The sequence below is a fragment of the Paenimyroides ummariense genome (assembly GCF_900115115.1).
GTDB lineage: Bacteria > Bacteroidota > Bacteroidia > Flavobacteriales > Flavobacteriaceae > Flavobacterium > Flavobacterium ummariense.
This window is the reverse complement of record NZ_FOVI01000042.1, coordinates 1-16022: the sequence shown is the minus strand read 5'-3', so window position 1 is coordinate 16022 and position 16022 is coordinate 1. Positions and strand designations below refer to the sequence as shown.

General features: G+C 34.1%; 21 protein-coding genes, 1 tRNA gene and 1 rRNA gene. 12 read left to right on the top strand and 11 right to left on the bottom strand.

Annotation, left to right across the window (positions count from 1 at the left end; genetic code table 11):
• Positions 1-202: 202 nt before the first annotated feature.
• The 6 genes from BM253_RS16325 to rnhA form a co-directional block, all read right to left on the bottom strand.
• Positions 203-583, bottom strand: coding sequence for a hypothetical protein (locus BM253_RS16325; protein ID WP_091526428.1), 381 nt, complete (start codon positions 581-583; stop codon positions 203-205).
• A 180-nt stretch (positions 584-763) separates the two neighbouring features.
• Positions 764-2665, bottom strand: coding sequence for an amidophosphoribosyltransferase (locus BM253_RS16320; protein ID WP_091526426.1), 1902 nt, complete (start codon positions 2663-2665; stop codon positions 764-766).
• A gap of 61 nt (positions 2666-2726) precedes the next feature.
• Positions 2727-3656 (bottom strand): PfkB family carbohydrate kinase, encoded by a 930-nt coding sequence (locus tag BM253_RS16315; protein ID WP_091526424.1) that lies wholly within the window; start codon positions 3654-3656, stop codon positions 2727-2729.
• Between the two features lie 117 nt (positions 3657-3773).
• Positions 3774-4061 carry a type II toxin-antitoxin system RelE/ParE family toxin gene (locus BM253_RS16310; protein ID WP_091526422.1) on the bottom strand — a complete coding sequence of 96 codons (288 nt, stop codon included), beginning with the start codon at positions 4059-4061 and terminating at the stop codon, positions 3774-3776.
• Positions 4054-4281: a ribbon-helix-helix domain-containing protein gene (locus BM253_RS16305; RefSeq protein WP_091526421.1), complete on the bottom strand. Its 228-nt coding sequence runs from the start codon at positions 4279-4281 to the stop codon at positions 4054-4056. Before BM253_RS16305 ends, BM253_RS16310 begins: the two co-directional genes overlap by 8 nt.
• A 74-nt stretch (positions 4282-4355) precedes the next feature.
• Positions 4356-4826 (bottom strand): ribonuclease HI, encoded by a 471-nt coding sequence (gene rnhA, locus BM253_RS16300; protein ID WP_091526430.1) that lies wholly within the window; start codon positions 4824-4826, stop codon positions 4356-4358.
• A 76-nt stretch (positions 4827-4902) separates the two neighbouring features.
• Between rnhA and BM253_RS16295 the strand changes: the two genes are divergently transcribed.
• Together BM253_RS16295 and BM253_RS16290 are read left to right on the top strand one after the other, a co-directional pair.
• Positions 4903-5424: a hypothetical protein gene (locus BM253_RS16295; protein ID WP_091526419.1), complete on the top strand. Its 522-nt coding sequence runs from the start codon at positions 4903-4905 to the stop codon at positions 5422-5424.
• A gap of 9 nt (positions 5425-5433) precedes the next feature.
• Positions 5434-5943 (top strand): hypothetical protein, encoded by a 510-nt coding sequence (locus tag BM253_RS16290; RefSeq protein WP_091526417.1) that lies wholly within the window; start codon positions 5434-5436, stop codon positions 5941-5943.
• Here BM253_RS16290 and purN read toward each other — a convergent pair.
• Positions 5940-6503, bottom strand: coding sequence for a phosphoribosylglycinamide formyltransferase (gene purN, locus BM253_RS16285; protein WP_091526415.1), 564 nt, complete (start codon positions 6501-6503; stop codon positions 5940-5942). The two genes, BM253_RS16290 and purN, sit on opposite strands and share 4 nt — an antisense overlap.
• Before the next feature lie 190 nt (positions 6504-6693).
• Between purN and BM253_RS16280 the strand changes: the two genes are divergently transcribed.
• From BM253_RS16280 to BM253_RS16250, 7 genes are all read left to right on the top strand, one after another.
• A complete protein-coding gene (locus BM253_RS16280) occupies positions 6694-6930 on the top strand; it encodes an acyl carrier protein (protein ID WP_007137004.1) in 237 nt (78 codons plus the stop codon).
• A gap of 172 nt (positions 6931-7102) precedes the next feature.
• On the top strand, positions 7103-8356 hold the full coding sequence (gene fabF / locus BM253_RS16275) for a beta-ketoacyl-ACP synthase II (protein WP_091526413.1): 1254 nt from the start codon (positions 7103-7105) through the stop codon (positions 8354-8356).
• Positions 8357-8362: 6 nt separating this feature from the next.
• Positions 8363-9106, top strand: a complete 744-nt coding sequence (rnc, locus tag BM253_RS16270) for a ribonuclease III (protein WP_091526411.1) — start codon at positions 8363-8365, stop codon at positions 9104-9106.
• 63 nt (positions 9107-9169) lie between these two features.
• Positions 9170-9688: an IPExxxVDY family protein gene (locus BM253_RS16265; protein WP_091526409.1), complete on the top strand. Its 519-nt coding sequence runs from the start codon at positions 9170-9172 to the stop codon at positions 9686-9688.
• A 1-nt stretch (position 9689) separates the two neighbouring features.
• Positions 9690-11120, top strand: a complete 1431-nt coding sequence (gene pyk, locus BM253_RS16260; RefSeq protein ID WP_091526407.1) for a pyruvate kinase — start codon at positions 9690-9692, stop codon at positions 11118-11120.
• A 371-nt stretch (positions 11121-11491) separates the two neighbouring features.
• Positions 11492-11824 (top strand): type II toxin-antitoxin system HigB family toxin, encoded by a 333-nt coding sequence (locus BM253_RS16255; protein WP_091526405.1) that lies wholly within the window; start codon positions 11492-11494, stop codon positions 11822-11824.
• A gap of 2 nt (positions 11825-11826) precedes the next feature.
• A complete protein-coding gene (locus tag BM253_RS16250) occupies positions 11827-12180 on the top strand; it encodes a helix-turn-helix domain-containing protein (protein ID WP_177205814.1) in 354 nt (117 codons plus the stop codon).
• Between the two features lie 200 nt (positions 12181-12380).
• On the opposite strand, the gene BM253_RS16245 is transcribed toward BM253_RS16250, so the two are convergent.
• Together BM253_RS16245 and BM253_RS16240 are read right to left on the bottom strand one after the other, a co-directional pair.
• The gene (locus BM253_RS16245; protein WP_091526401.1) at positions 12381-12983 is read right to left on the bottom strand and encodes a 50S ribosomal protein L25/general stress protein Ctc; all 603 of its coding nucleotides are present in this window, start codon (positions 12981-12983) and stop codon (positions 12381-12383) included.
• 27 nt (positions 12984-13010) lie between these two features.
• Positions 13011-13952, bottom strand: coding sequence for a ribose-phosphate pyrophosphokinase (locus tag BM253_RS16240; RefSeq protein ID WP_091526399.1), 942 nt, complete (start codon positions 13950-13952; stop codon positions 13011-13013).
• Between the two features lie 145 nt (positions 13953-14097).
• Between BM253_RS16240 and BM253_RS16235 the strand changes: the two genes are divergently transcribed.
• Positions 14098-14177, top strand: a tRNA-Leu gene (locus BM253_RS16235).
• Between the two features lie 33 nt (positions 14178-14210).
• Here the strand turns inward: BM253_RS16235 and BM253_RS16230 are convergent.
• Positions 14211-14693, bottom strand: a complete 483-nt coding sequence (locus tag BM253_RS16230; protein WP_091526397.1) for a hypothetical protein — start codon at positions 14691-14693, stop codon at positions 14211-14213.
• 78 nt (positions 14694-14771) lie between these two features.
• Here BM253_RS16230 and BM253_RS16225 point away from each other — a divergent pair, with 78 nt between their 5' ends.
• Together BM253_RS16225 and BM253_RS16220 are read left to right on the top strand one after the other, a co-directional pair.
• Entirely contained in the window at positions 14772-15047 is a 276-nt protein-coding gene (locus BM253_RS16225; RefSeq protein WP_091526395.1) for a hypothetical protein, read from the top strand.
• Between the two features lie 63 nt (positions 15048-15110).
• Positions 15111-15578: a regulatory protein RecX gene (locus BM253_RS16220; protein ID WP_091526393.1), complete on the top strand. Its 468-nt coding sequence runs from the start codon at positions 15111-15113 to the stop codon at positions 15576-15578.
• A gap of 352 nt (positions 15579-15930) precedes the next feature.
• On the opposite strand, the gene rrf is transcribed toward BM253_RS16220, so the two are convergent.
• A 5S ribosomal RNA gene (rrf, locus tag BM253_RS16215) occupies positions 15931-16022 on the bottom strand; the annotation flags it as partial.

Here is a 16022-nt window from a genome sequence, read left to right as displayed (position 1 = left end):
GTAAGAAACAAAATCATACACAGAATATATGCAGTTGTTAAAAATAAATCTGTGTATGAAAATTGTTTGGTAGTGTCATAGAAATCGAACTGACGTAAGATAAATATAATAAATAATATCATACACACATATAAAAACAAAAAAATCCCGATTACTAATCTTATCAGTATCGGGATTTCAACTTAAAAAATATAAAGGTTGATTATGACCAGCGTTTGTTTCCATAAGCTTCGTATTGGTATGCGTAAATTCTACTCCATTTATCATATTGAGATCTGCTTAACAGATTTTGAATTTTACGATCGTACTCACGGTCTAACATACGTAGTTTTTGCTCTGGGTTTCTGTATTTTCTAACAATATAGCGCTCTTCGTTTTGTTTGTCTTTTAAAATATCAACCAACATGCGTTCTTGGCGGTTTGATAAATCTAAACGAGAAAAACTATAGTTTCCGTATCTGTTGTTATATTGTTGGCTGTAACGGTTTTCTTGGTATCTGTTATCGGTTCTTACCATTTGGCGTTGCTGTGCAAATCCGCTTAATCCTAAAGCTAATACTGCTAGTGTAATTATTGTTCTCATGATTTCTATTTTTTAATGTTTTAAACTTGTTGTTTGATTAGTGAATTTCAATTGCCGTGCCAAAGTTTAAAATCATAGAAAATTTTAGTTGAATGCAGGTAAACCGATTGATTTTTGAGGTAAACAAAAAAGCATCAAGATTTCTCTTGATGCTTTTCTATATATCTAACTTTTATAATCTTAATACGCTCTTGCGTCGTTACCTTCTACAAAGTTCATAAACGCACGGTTTACTACTCGGTTTCCGCCTGCCGTTGGGTAATTTCCGGTAAAATACCAGTCGCCCAAGTTATCAGGACAAGAAACATGCAGATTTTCTACTGTTTGAAACATGATTTTTAAATCTGCTTTCACTGTTTCTGGATGCAACATTTCAGAGATTTTATCAGAAATTTCTTCATCTGTAAACGGTGCATAAATTTCTTTAACAAAGTTTGTTACTTCAGCATCTGGCAAATGTTCCTGCGTTTTACATTTTGCATAAACTTCATCGATAATATGATACATGTTTCGATCTTTCAACAATTCCAAAGTTGCATTAAAAGCAATCAACGTATCCATTTTAGCCATATCGATACCATAACAATCAGGGTAACGAATTTGCGGAGCCGATGAAACTACAATGATTTTCTTTGGATTTAATCGATCTAACATTTTCACAATCGATTTTTTCAGGGTAGTTCCACGCACAATACTGTCATCAATAACAATCAGCGTATCGGTTGGTTTTACTACACCATACGTAACATCGTACACATGTTCTACCATATCGTCGCGGTTGCTGTCGTCTGTAATAAAGGTACGCAACTTAGCATCTTTAATGGTAATTTTTTCTGATCGAATGGTTTTAGAAAGAATTTCCTGTAATTTTTCCGGATTTAACTCATCTTTCAAAGCCAGAATACGCTCGGTTTTCTGTTGATTTAAAAACTCTTGCGCTCCTTCAACCATTCCAAAATACGAAACTTCGGCTGTGTTAGGAATGTAAGAGAATACAGCATTTTCAACATCGTTATTCAATTCCTTCAAAATCATGGGCATCATGGTTCTACCTAACATTTTACGTTCTTGGTAGATTGATGCATCGTTTCCTCTTGAAAAATAAATACGTTCAAACGAACATGCTTTTCTTTCTAACGGTTCTAAAATTTCTTCAAAAGAAACCTGCCCGTCTTTTTTAATGATGATTGCGTGTCCAGGATCCAACTCTTTAATTTCGTTGAAAGGAACATTAAATGCAGTTTGAATCACCGGACGTTCTGATGCTACTACAACAATTTCTTCGTCTTCGTAATAAAACGCTGGGCGAATACCTGCCGGATCGCGCAATACAAATGCATCGCCGTGCCCCAACATACCTGCCATTGCAAAACCACCGTCCCAATTTTTAGATGCTCTGCGTAAAATACGTGCAATATCTAAACGCTCGCCAATTACGGGTGAAGCATCTTTTTTAGACAAACCTTCTTTATCGCGTAATTCAAAGTACAAATCTTCTACTTCATCATCTAAAAAATGACCGATTTTTTCCATTACCGTAACGGTATCAGCCATTTCTTTTGGATGTTGTCCTAATCGAACCAAATCAGCAAACAATTCTTTAACATTGGTTAAGTTGAAGTTTCCAGCAACAATAAGATTACGGTGCATCCAATTGTTCTGACGTAAAAACGGATGTACGCTTTCTATGTTATTTTTTCCGAAAGTCCCGTAACGTACGTGCCCCAAAAACACTTCGCCTAAATAAGGAATGTGTTTTTTCTGTGCATCAACATCGTTTAACCATTCCGGATTTTCTTCTAATTCCTGATTGATTCTTCCGTTAACTTGCGAAAAAATGTCTTGAATTGGAGATGTTTTGTTAGATCGAACTCGGCTTATGTAACGCTCACCTGGTTCCATATCTAATTTAATGCTTGCCAAACCTGCCCCGTCTTGTCCGCGATTGTGCTGTTTTTCAAGCAAAAGGTACATTTTTTGAATGGCATAAAAACTTGAACCGTACTTTTCTTTATAAAAAGACAACGGTTTTTTTAATCTTAAAAGTGCAATACCACATTCGTGTTTTATAGCGTCGCTCATTGTTATATGTTGTTGTGTTGTAGTTAAACCAAAAAAAGCCCGCAATTTGGGCTTTCTGTTTTTATTGTGCTAGTTCTATATCGAACTGTGTTAGCATTTTAAACTGTTGTAAACGTGCGTTTACTTCTTCTTTTTCTAAACTTTCCATGCGTTGCGTTCCGAATTTTTCAACACAGAACGATGCCAAGTTAGATCCGTGAATAATAGCGTTCTTCATATTATGGAACGAAACATTACCTTGTTGTGCCAAATAGCCCGAAAAGCCGCCGGCAAACGTATCACCTGCTCCCGTTGGATCAAAAACTTCTTTTAAAGGTAATGCCGGTGCAAAAAACACTTGCTCGTTATTAAAAAGTAACGCACCGTGTTCTCCTTTTTTAATCACCACGAATTTTGGTCCCATGGTATGAATGATTTCTGCTGCTTTAACTAATGAATATTCACCAGAAAGCTGGCGCGCTTCTTCATCGTTAATTGTAAGAACATCTACACGTTTTAAAACCTGTTTTAATTCTTCTAAAGCACAATCCATCCAAAAGTTCATGGTATCTAAAACAACCAATTTTGGTTTTGATGTTAATTGATCTAAAACTCCGATTTGAATATTAGGATGCAAATTTCCTAACATAATAACATCAGAATCTTTAAAATCTTCTGGAACAATCGGGTTAAAATCTGCTAAAACGTTTAACTGCGTATCCAACGTATCGCGCGAATTTAAATCGTTATGATACAAACCGCTCCAGAAAAAGGTTTTGCCTTCTTTTACGATTTCAATACCAGAAATATCGATGTTTCTATTTGATAATAAATCTAAATATTCCTGAGAAAAATCGTCTCCAACTACAGAAACAATTGCCGATTTTACATTAAAATGCGATGCCGATAAACCTATATATGTTGCGGCTCCACCAAGAATTTTGTCGGTTTTACCAAAAGGCGTTTCAATTGCATCATAAGCAACCGTTCCTACAATCAATAATTTGTTCATATAGTTGTTAGTAAATGAAGATGCAAAGATAATACGAAACCAACTAATACGCAAACACGTTTGTTATTCATTAACATAGATTAATTTTCGTTTATTTAAAGCGAAGAAATACGGTATTTAAAGTTTATTTTCAAGATCTTGCTTTCCAATAATTGCCATTATTTCAACAACATTATTGGTTACTTTATAGTAAATAGCATCTGAACCACAAACACACCGACGATAACCTTTCTTAATAAAATCGACTGATTCAAAAGATAAAGGTAGCCGAGAAATCATTTCAAAATGATCAAAAAAGGAATTAAAATAAGCATCTGCCTGCAACATACCAAATCTTTCGACTCCGTAATGATGAATTCTAATCAAATCTTCTTTAGCAGTATTACTTAACTTATAGTTAGCCATTAAGCAACTCTTTAGATAATTTTAAAATTTCATCTTTACTGTCAGTAGTAAATCCACTTTTTTCAGCTTTTTCTAATTTTTCCTTTATCCATTCTTGTTTGCGAGCTTGTCTAATTAAATCATTAACCAACTCACTTTTACTGGCATATTCTTTATTTTCAACTTGATTTTTTAACCATTGATCATTAGGTTCTGTAAGAGAAATACTTTGTCGTGCCATAATTTTATTTTTGATGTAAATTTACACCAAAAAAGCATCATCCACAATTTTTTAATAATTATTTATATCAACACTTAATTTTCATTTTCTTCGTACCATTCGTCTATCAGCAATTTAGGTTCTTTTGATGCTTGAACCGCTAAAAAATCGCAACGTTCATTCATTGGGTGGTTGTTATGCCCCTTTATCCATTGAAATTTCACCTGATGTTTCCGATAAACCTTCAAGAATCGTAACCATAAATCGGGATTTTTCTTACCTGCAAAACCTTTCTTTTCCCAACCAAAAACCCAACCTTTGGTAACCGAATCTACTACATATTTAGAATCTGAAATTACTAAAACCGTTAAATTATCCTTTGTTAAAGCTTCTAATCCAATAATCACAGCCAATAATTCCATACGGTTATTGGTTGTTTTGCGATATCCTTTTGATAATTCTTTGTAATGTTTGGTGTTGTTTAAATGAAGTATTACACCATAACCACCCGGACCTGGATTTCCGCGCGATGAACCATCGGTATATAGAAGAATTTCGGGTTGCATGTAATTTAGTTTGTTGCAAAAATACAATTCTATTTTGGCATTTTTTTTGTTAACACCTATCAAAAGACAAAATCCTATGAAGAAATACTTACTTATACTTGGTTTGTTGGCTGTTACCAATATCTTTGCGCAAAATAAAAATACGGTTTATAATTACGACTATAACTATGCAAATAAAATGTCGAGATTATGGATTGATTTTGATATTATTGCAGAGTACGATTTTTTAGAACATAAGCTGTTTCATAAAGATTTCACTTTGAAAGACGGCTATATTTTTAAGAACACAAACGATTCATTAATCGAAATTGGTTTTTACAATACCGAACAATTTGTTGTGAATAGAGAGGTTTACGAAATGAAATATCCTGCTGCCGGTAGAATTGCTATTCGTAAAAAAGGAGACAAAACCTGGTTAAGAGTAAACACCAAGCAAACAACGGTTTCGTTTATAGAATCAGCAGAAAATATTCCTGAGATGGTTCAATTTTGGGCAATAACAACTGCTTTGCAACGCGAATTTTTTCATAGGGAAAGGCGATTGTATCAAAAAGCAACATCAACCAATATTACCGTGAAAACAGAAACATCGTTATAAAATATTTTTATGAAACCACTACTAACGCTCATTCTACTATTAAGTTTTTCTTTAGGAAACGCACAATATTTACAAAACGACACCATTTATTTCGATATTCCGAACGATACCCTTGCTCGACTTTGGGACAGTCACGATTACAACCATACCGATATAGATTTAAAAAACAGAAGAATTATTAACGATTATTACGTTTTTGAAGATGATGTTATTTTTGCTGTTGATGATTCTTTATCGTTTGAAATTGGAAGTTACGATAAAAACAATCTGTACTTAGAAAAGCAATACAAATTTTCGAAACCATTATTCAATAGATTAGAAATAACCGAAGTTGAAAGCAAAAAATCGGCTAAAGTGCGTACAAAAGCCGATCATATTATTTTTGAAGATCCTCACCATATTCTAACCGATGTTATTAAACTGTGGTTAAGCGAAAAGTGTATTCGTCGTTTGCTAAACCGAGAAGAAGCCGAAGGTTTTATTAGCGAAATACTTATAGGTGTTGGAACATCGTTTTAATCGTTCAACAATTTTTCAATTACTTTCGGGAAATGCTCGTATTCTAATTCATGAACTTTAGCTGCAACATCTAAAGCAGTATCGGTTTCAGCAACCGGCGTTTTAGCCTGAAAAATCACCGCACCTTCATCGTAATGTTCGCTTACATAATGAATGGTTATCCCGGTTTCCGTTTCTTTATTTGCAACAACAGCATCGTGAACAAAACTTCCGTACATACCTTTCCCTCCAAATTTTGGTAAAAGCGCCGGATGAATATTCACTATTTTATTAGGATATAGCGCCACAATATCAGCAGGAAACAACAATAAATATCCAGCCAGAACAATTAAATCGGGCTTTAACTCAGTAATTCTATCAAGCAAAACTCCCTCATCATTCTGCTTTTTTGTAATTACTTCGGCAGAAACATTCATTTTTTTAGCTCGATCTAAAACAAAAGCATCTTTTTTATTGGTAATAATATGAAAGTTGTGCAAACTATTTTTTTCTCTAAAATATTTAATGATATTTTCTGCGTTACTTCCCGAGCCTGAAGCTAATAAAACAATTTTTTTCATATAATTACGATACTTTTTATTGGATATTAAAGATTAAATAATTAATTTAACCAGCACAAAAATCGAAAAAAATATCCATTTAAAAATTATTTTTTTAACTTCGCAGTTACAAAAACAATTAAAAGTGTGGTTTTAAATTAAAGTTTTATATTTTTGCCACAACAATTAAACTTAAAAAATAGAAAAGGTTATGTCAGACATTGCATCAAGAGTAAAAGCAATTATCGTTGACAAATTAGGAGTTGACGAAAACGAAGTTGTAACAGAAGCAAGCTTCACAAATGATTTAGGAGCTGATTCATTAGACACTGTTGAGCTAATCATGGAATTTGAAAAAGAATTTGATATTCAAATCCCAGACGATCAAGCTGAAAACATTGCTACTGTTGGTCAAGCTATCTCTTACATCGAAGAGGCTAAAAAATAATAACTAAATAAGCCTGTGCAGTAAATTAATTATTGCACGGGTGTTATTATTTACACTTTTCAAAGTTTAAGATTAAATTAAATTAGATCTAAAATCTGTAAAATTATAGCAACCCAATGTTTCGCTTTTATTGAAACTTGGGTTTTTATTTTTTTAATTAAAATGTACTTATATGAATTTAAAGCGAGTTGTTGTTACTGGTTTAGGTGCCCTAACTCCTATTGGAAATAACGTTGCAGCTTACTGGAACGGACTTATTAACGGAGTAAGCGGCGCAGCGCCAATTACCTATTTTGACGCTTCGAACTTTAAAACTCAATTTGCTTGTGAGGTTAAAGATTTTAATGTTGAAGATTTTATCGACAGGAAAGAAGCAAGAAAAATGGATCGCTATACCCAATACGCTATGGTTACTGCAACCGAAGCTATGGAAGATGCAAATTTTGATTTCGATAAATTGAATGCCGATCGTGCAGGTGTAATCTGGGGTTCGGGAATTGGTGGTTTACAAACTTTCCAAGACGAGGTTACCAATTTTAACCAAGGAAACGGTGTGCCAAAATTCAATCCGTTCTTTATTCCTAAAATGATTGCTGATATTGCCGGTGGATTAATTTCTATGAAATACAACCTGCGCGGACCAAACTTTACAACGGTTTCTGCTTGTGCATCATCTACTAACGCAATTATCGATGCTTTTAACTACATTCGTTTAGGTATGGCTGATGTTATTGTTACAGGTGGATCTGAAGCAGCAGTTACTATTGCAGGAATCGGCGGATTTAACGCTATGCACGCATTATCTACAAGAAACGATGATCCAAAAACAGCATCAAGACCAATGGATAAAGACCGTGACGGTTTTGTTTTAGGTGAAGGTGCAGGTGCTTTGGTTTTAGAAGAATACGAACATGCGGTTGCTCGTGGTGCAAAAATCTACTGTGAAATTGGCGGTGGCGGTATGAGTGCCGATGCACACCACATTACGGCTCCACACCCTGAAGGTTTAGGTGCTAAAAACGTAATGTTAAACTGTTTGCGCGATGCCGGTTTAAAACCAACCGATGTTGATGGTGTAAACATGCACGGAACATCAACTCCGCTTGGAGATATCGCAGAATCTAAAGCAATTTTAGAGGTTTTTGGTGAACACGCTTATACAATGAACTTGAATTCAACAAAATCTATGACCGGGCATTTGCTTGGTGCAACAGGTGCTATTGAAGCTATTTCTTGTATTTTGGCAATTCAGCATGGAATCGTTCCACCAACAATTAACCATTTTACCGACGATGAAAACATCGACCCTAAACTAAACTTTACGTTTAACAAAGCACAAAAACGCGATGTTAAGGTTTTAATGAGCAATACGTTTGGTTTTGGCGGACACAATGCTTGTGTTTTGGTTAAAAAATTAGAAAACTAATTAAGCATGAATTGGCTTAAAAAAATACTGACAAAAAAATCCCCTATTAACGATAGCGGGATTTTTTGTTCAGAAATTTCGAAAATAATCGAATACAAGCCAAAAAATCCGTTGCTTTTTGAAACCGCGTTTACACATCGTTCGCTTAACAAAATCGGTATAACAGGCGAACCTTTAAATTACGAGCGTCTGGAATTTTTGGGCGATGCTATTTTAGGATCGGTCATTGCTGCGTTTTTGTATAAAAATGCCCCGAAAGGCGATGAAGGTTACCTTACCCAAATGCGATCGAAAATCGTTAACAGATCATATTTGAACAGCATTGGTAAAAAACTGCATTTGATTGATTTGGTTCAAACAAAAGCCAATATTCACAACTTTGGCGATAACATTAACGGTAATTTGTTAGAATCTTTAATCGGCGCCATTTATGTTGATTGCGGATTTACAGCCTGTGAAAAATTCATCTACAAAAACATTCTGATCGATTTTAAAGATCTGGAACATCTGGAAAATAAAATATCAAGCTACAAAAGTCTTTTTATTGAATATTGCCAGAAAAACAAATGTACTTTTAAGTTTGAAAACTGCGACGATAACGGAAAAGACAATGTAAAACATTTCTACATAAAACTGTATTTTAACGAAGTGGTTATTGCACGTGCACGTGCCACAAGCAAGAAAAAAGCCGAAGAAAAAGCAGCTCATCGCGCCTACTTTGCATTGCAAAATCAAATACAGCATCATTAAAAAATGATTAAATATTGCGTTTCAGTCAATAATAGCATTTAAATTTTGTATTTTTGTTAAAGAATGACGCCGCAGAAAAAAAATACAAACGAAGTTTTACACAAACTGGATTTTATTGATGACGATAAGGACGATATTGTTCTAATTGCCGTAAAATCTAACATGCCCGATTACAAAATGGCGTATTCTTTAAACAGATATTTGGGCGTGCAGTTTAAAAAAGTGCTTCCTGAAATATCGCTGACAGAAAATGTAACTGCTTTTTTTCGGAGTTTTTTGTATCAAGATCATAAAAACCATTTAATTTGGCGGTTGTTCGAAAATAAATCGAATTATACAGAAAATGATACCGACGAAGGTTATTCTTTGTTCAAAAACAACGAAGATTTGTTTGCAGCAACACATTATCTGATACCCGAATGGAAAAATATAGACTTTTTTATTCTGATTGAAAACACCGATTTTTTGTTTGAAACGGAAGAATTGTTAGAGAAACTTCAAAACATAAAGAACATATCTACCCAATTTGTTGTTGATATTGATTCTTTAAATATAAAATCACAAAAAAATTTAATTTTTTAATATGTTACCAAGAAAAAAAACAAAAATAGTCGCAACCTTAGGTCCGGCTTGCAGCACCAAAGAGATAATTAAACAAATGATTGAATCTGGTGTAAATGTTTTTAGAATTAACTTTTCGCACGCAGATTATTTTGACATCGAGGATAAGGTTAAAATTATTCGCGAGTTAAACGACGAATTTAACTACAACACTTCTATATTAGCCGATTTACAAGGTCCAAAATTACGCGTAGGTGTAATGAAAGACGAAGTTGTTCTTAAAAAAGGCGATATTATTACTTTTTCTACCAAAGAAGAATTTTTAGGCACAGCCGAAAAAGTGTACATGACCTACAAAAGTTTCCCTCAAGATGTAAATCCTGGTGAAAGCATTTTGTTAGACGATGGTAAACTTATTTTCACGGTGTTAGACACAGATGGTATTCATGAAGTTAGAGCCGTTGTTGTACAAGGTGGCCCGTTACGATCTAAAAAAGGAGTAAACTTACCTAACACAAAAGTTTCATTACCAGCTTTAACAGAGAAAGACATTAAAGATGCTCTTTTCGCGATTAAATTAAGCGTGGATTGGATTGCGCTTTCTTTTGTTAGAACCGAAGACGATTTAGAAGATTTACGTTTATTGATTGAAGAACATTCTGATCATAAAATTCCGATTATTGCTAAAATTGAAAAACCGGAAGCAGTTGCAAACATCAATAAAATTGTATCGCATTGCGATGGTTTAATGGTGGCTCGTGGAGATTTGGGTGTTGAAATCCCGGCTCAAGAAGTTCCGTTGATTCAAAAACAATTGGTTCATAAGGCAAAATACGCACGTATTCCGGTAATTATTGCTACACAGATGATGGAAACCATGATTACCAGCTTAACACCTACCCGTGCCGAAGTAAACGACGTCGCAAACTCTGTAATGGATGGAGCTGATGCGGTAATGCTTTCTGGCGAAACATCGGTGGGTAATTATCCGGTTCAGGTTATCGAAAAAATGACACAGATTATTAACAGTGTAGAAAATTCTGAACTGATTAAATTACCTGTTAACGACCCAAAAATTAAAACCAAGCGTTTTATCACCAAATCTATTTGTTACCACGCAGCCATTATGGCAAACGATATTGAAGCAAAGGTTATTAATACGTTGACCAATTCTGGCTACACCGCGTTTCAAATCTCGGCTTGGCGACCAAATGCACATATTTTAGCCTACACATCAAACAAAAACATGCTTACGCAGTTAAGTTTGCTTTGGGGTGTTACTGCTTTTTGGTACGATAAATACGAAAGCACCGATGTTACCATTGAAGACATTAACCAGATAGCGAAAGATTACAATTACGTAACCGAAGGCGATTATACGATTAATTTAGCATCGATGCCTTTAAACGAAAAAGGAATGGTGAATACCATTCGCGTTTCTGAAATTGAGTAAAAAGAAATTTATTACATACATTAAAAAGTCATTCTTAACCGAGAATGGCTTTTTTGTTTGCAAAAAGGATTACAGTGAAAATCCTTTTTGTAAGGAACGAACAAAAAGATTGTAACGTAAAGCCCGATCCGCCTCGGCGGAATTGCCCAAATAAAAAATAGACCAATAAAAAAGCTGAAAGTAACTACTATACTTTCGGCTTTTTTGATTTTTAAAATTGAAAGAAAGCTAGAGATTTATTGATATAATCTTCAATTATTTCATTACAAAAATCACTTGAAGTAACGGATAAATCAATTAAATAGATTTATCTAAAATAAAGCACCAAAAACAAGTTTACAATTTGTGAACATTTTTTTTATCTTTGTATTATGAAAGTTTTAGTTAAAAGAACCTTACATTATTATATTGCTAAATATCAATTAGCCGAAAAATCCTTAATTGCTTGGGAAAACGAGTTCTCTAAAACAACATTTAAAAATTTCAATGAAATTAAAAGTGTCTATCGAAATGCAAGTATTGTAGGTAGTAACAGGGTTGTTTTTAATATAAAAGGCAATGATTTTAGACTTGTTGTTTCGGTTAATTTTACACAACAAGCTTGTTATGTTATTTGGTTTGGAACACACAATGAATACGACCAAATTAATGTAGAAACAGTAAAATATGATGTAAATATCAATAACTTCAAACAAAACAAATGATTATGAATTGGACTATTTTAAAAACAGAAGAAGATTATAACAAAGCAAACGAACGATTAATGGAATTGTTTGATGCGGATTTAAATACAGCTAAAAATGACGAGCTTGCACTACTCATTTTGTTGATCGAAGATTATGACAACAAGCATTATGTTTTGCCGCAAATGGATATTTTGGATATTATAAAAGAAAAAATGCAAGAGCAAGGACTTAAATACCAAGATTTAGAACCAATCATTGGCAGCAAAGGCTATGTTTCTTCTATACTTTCAGGCAAAAGAGCATTAACGCTTAAAATAGCTAAACGCTTACGAGATTATTTTAATTTACCCGCAGAATTATTTTTACAAGCTTAAATAAAAAAACGACTATTCTTAACCGGGAATGGCTTTTTTGTTTGCAAAAGGGATTGCCGTGAAAATCCTTTTTGTGAGGAACGAACAAAAAGATTGTAACGTAAAGCCCGATCCGCCTCGGCGGAATTGCCCAAATAAAAAATAGACCAATAAAAAAGCCCCGAATAAATTCGAGGCTTTTTGGTATAAAATAATGTTGATTATTTTTTCTTTTTTGCTCCTTTTTCTGCTTTTGCAGCTTCTTGAGCAGCTTTCATTGCAGCACGAGAGATACGTACTTGTGCAATTACTGTATTGTCTGGTTGTAACAATTTAAAGTTGTTTGTTGGCAACTTAGTAATGTATAATTTGTTACCCATTTCTAAGTCTGTAATATCAGCTTCTACGAAATCAGGTAAGTTTGCTGGTAAAGCACGTACTTTTAATTTACGTTGGTTTAAACGTAAAACACCACCTGCCATAACACCTTTACTGTTACCTACAACTTTTACAGGAACATCCATAGTAATTTCTTTGTCAGCGTGTAACTGGTAGAAATCGATGTGTAAAATTTTGTCTGATACCGGATCAAACTGAATATCTTGTAAAATAGCGTCAACTTTTTTAGTACCTAAATCAATTGCAACAGTGTGTACGTTTGGAGTATACACTAAGCTTTTGAATGCTTTTTCTTCAGCTGTAAAATGTACTGGTTGTTCTCCTCCGTAAACTACGCAAGGAACCAATCCAGCATTACGTGCGGTTTTAGTAGCTACTTTACCCACGCTTTCTCTTTCTTGTCCTTTAATTGAAATTGATTTCATTTTAAATATATAAAAATTAATAAAAAATTACATGATAAATTTATCACTGATCGATGTGTTGTTTTGTACCATGTGCATTACATCTGCAAATAATTCGGCACAGCTTAACACTCGTATTTTGTTGCTTTCATTTTTCAACGGAATAGAATCGGTTACGATTAATTCTGTTAACGATGAGTTTTCTATTTTCTCTACTGCATTGCCCGATAAAATGGCATGTGTACAAATTGCACGTACGCTTAAGGCTCCGCGTTCCATCATCACATCGGCAGCTTTTGCTAATGTTCCTCCGGTATCAATCATATCATCTACCAAAATAACGTTTCTGCCGTTTACGTCACCAATCAATTCCATAGTGTCTATAACATTGGCTTTTTTACGCTGTTTGTAACATACAACCACTTCGCTTTCTAAATACTTTGCATAGGCATACGCACGTTTAGATCCACCCATATCTGGCGATGCAATGGTTAGATTTTCTAAACCTAACGATTGTACATAAGGCAAGAAAATAGTTGATGCATACAAGTGATCTACCGGTTTTTCAAAGAAACCTTGTATTTGATCGGCATGTAAATCCATGGTCATTACACGAGTTGCACCAGCGGTTTCTAACATTTTAGCTACTAATTTTGCACCTATTGGCACACGCGGCTTGTCTTTACGATCTTGACGTGCCCAACCGAAATAAGGAATTACAGCCGTAATGTGACGAGCAGATGCACGTTTTGCAGCATCGCACATTAACAACAATTCCATTAAGTTATCGGCGCTTGGAAAAGTAGAACATACTAAAAACACACGTAACCCACGGATAGACTCTTCAAACGACGGTTGAAATTCGCCATCACTGTAATGCGAAAATGTTACGCGTCCTAATGCTACACCGTAATGTTTTGCAATTTTTTCTGCTAATACTGTACTTTGCGAACATGCAAATACTTTTGCTTCAGGTTCAAAGTAACTCATTGTTGCTTAATTTAGTAGTTATTATTGTTAGTTATATTGTGGGTGCAAATTTAAAAATAATTTTAATGATACCGCATTTTTTTTGACATTTTATTTGTTTTAAATAATTTTGTGTTTACATTTGCATCACAATTTCAAGCAAAAAGCCTGAGTGGCGGAATTGGTAGACGCGCACGACTCAAACTCGTGTTCTTCGGAGTGTGGGTTCGATTCCCACCTCAGGTACAGAAAGCTCAACTGCAAAGTTGGGCTTTTTTGTTATTCAACCCATACACTTTGCAATTCCGTAGAATCTAATATCCTTAAATTTAATATTCTACTAAAATGTATTGCCATTTTAAAAGCATCATTTTTATCTTCTGATTTATAAAAAGTAATATATCTACTTCCTTCATAAAACAAATTAATAAGATAAACTTCATCTCTCATGACCGTTGAGGCAGTTGCTACACTTATCCTCTTGCCTTCAATTGTTTTAAAAACCGTAATATAATCAAACGCAGGTAACTTTTGCCATTTACCGATATGGATTCCAAAAACCGATTTAATATTGCGATACATCTTTTGTTCAAAATCAATTTGTGATCCTTCTGTAATCAACATACAAAAACCAATCACACTAAAAACCAATCCAAAAAACAAATGGATATAAATAAGGAAGTACAAACCCGAAATAAAAAGCAGTAAAGAAATAAAGTATTTTGTAAACGATCTTTTACGTAAATAAGTAATTTTGTTCATAATTTAAAACTTAACATTAGTTGGTCTAAATATAATAAGTATTTTCCTTATTTTTATGGTATATAAATACGTATCAACATGAAAAAAGACCAATTAAAGAAAAAGCTTAAAGAGCAAAATAAGCAATTAAAAAAACAAAAATCGATTATAAAATCGTATAAAAAATTATTGGGAGAGTACGAAGATCTTTCAAAAAGAATGAAAAAGAACATTAAAAAGTTTGAATCATTGTTAGAAGATATCGAAGTTGAAGAAGAGTTAACCGAAGAAGAAATCGATCAAATTATGAGTCAGTTTACAGAGGAAAATGATGAAGACGAAGACCATGAACTTGATACTAATAATGAAAAATAACATACAAAAATCCTCATAACCGAGGATTTTTTCTTTCACAACACACCTCGAATTACCTATTCAATGCAAAACAACCAAGGAATTTCTGTTAATGACGCAATAAAAAAATTAGAATATTACTGTTCTTACCAAGATCGATGTTATAAAGAAGTCACGGCTAAATTAAAATCGTTAGGCATGTTTCAAACCGCAATTGACCATATTTTAGATCATTTGGTTGCAAATAACTTTTTAAACGAAGAGAGATATGCCAAAAGTTTTGCCAGAGGTAAGCACAGGTTTAAACATTGGGGCAAGCGCCGTATAGAACAAGAACTGAAATTTCGAGATATATCTTCCTACAACATAAAAACCGCCTTAAAAGAAATCGAAGCCGATTATCTACCCAATTTCTACGCCTTAGCAGAACGCAAATGGCAAAACACCACCGAAACATCATTAGAAAAGAAAAAACGCAAATGGGTCGATTTTTTAATGCGTAAAGGCTACGAAAGCAATTTAATTTTTGATCTTTTAAAAGATTTACAATAACTCCTGCATTAATTAGGAGTTTTTTTTATGTTTGATTTGGGCAATCCCTTCCGCTTGCGCTACAGGTCGGGCTGTCGCGAGTCGCTTTTTGTTTTGTACCCTGAGCCTGCCGAAGGGCAACAAAAGAGCTCAACAATCGCTCCATCCTTATTGCGGGATGCCGGATGTTTGATGTTGGATGTTTGATGTTGGATGATTGATGTTTGATGTTAGACTAATATTTGTTTAAAGTTTAACATTCAAAGTTTCTATGTAAGCCTAAAATCCGTGCAAATCTGTGCAATCTATGGTTAAATTAAATCCTCTAAAACAAAAAAAGTCCCTTACTATTCAAGTAAAGGACTTTCTCAAAAAAAGGCGGCGACATACTCTCCCACATTAAGATGCAGTACCATCTGCGCAATCGGGCTTAACTTCTCTGTTCGGAATGGGAAGAGGTGAGCC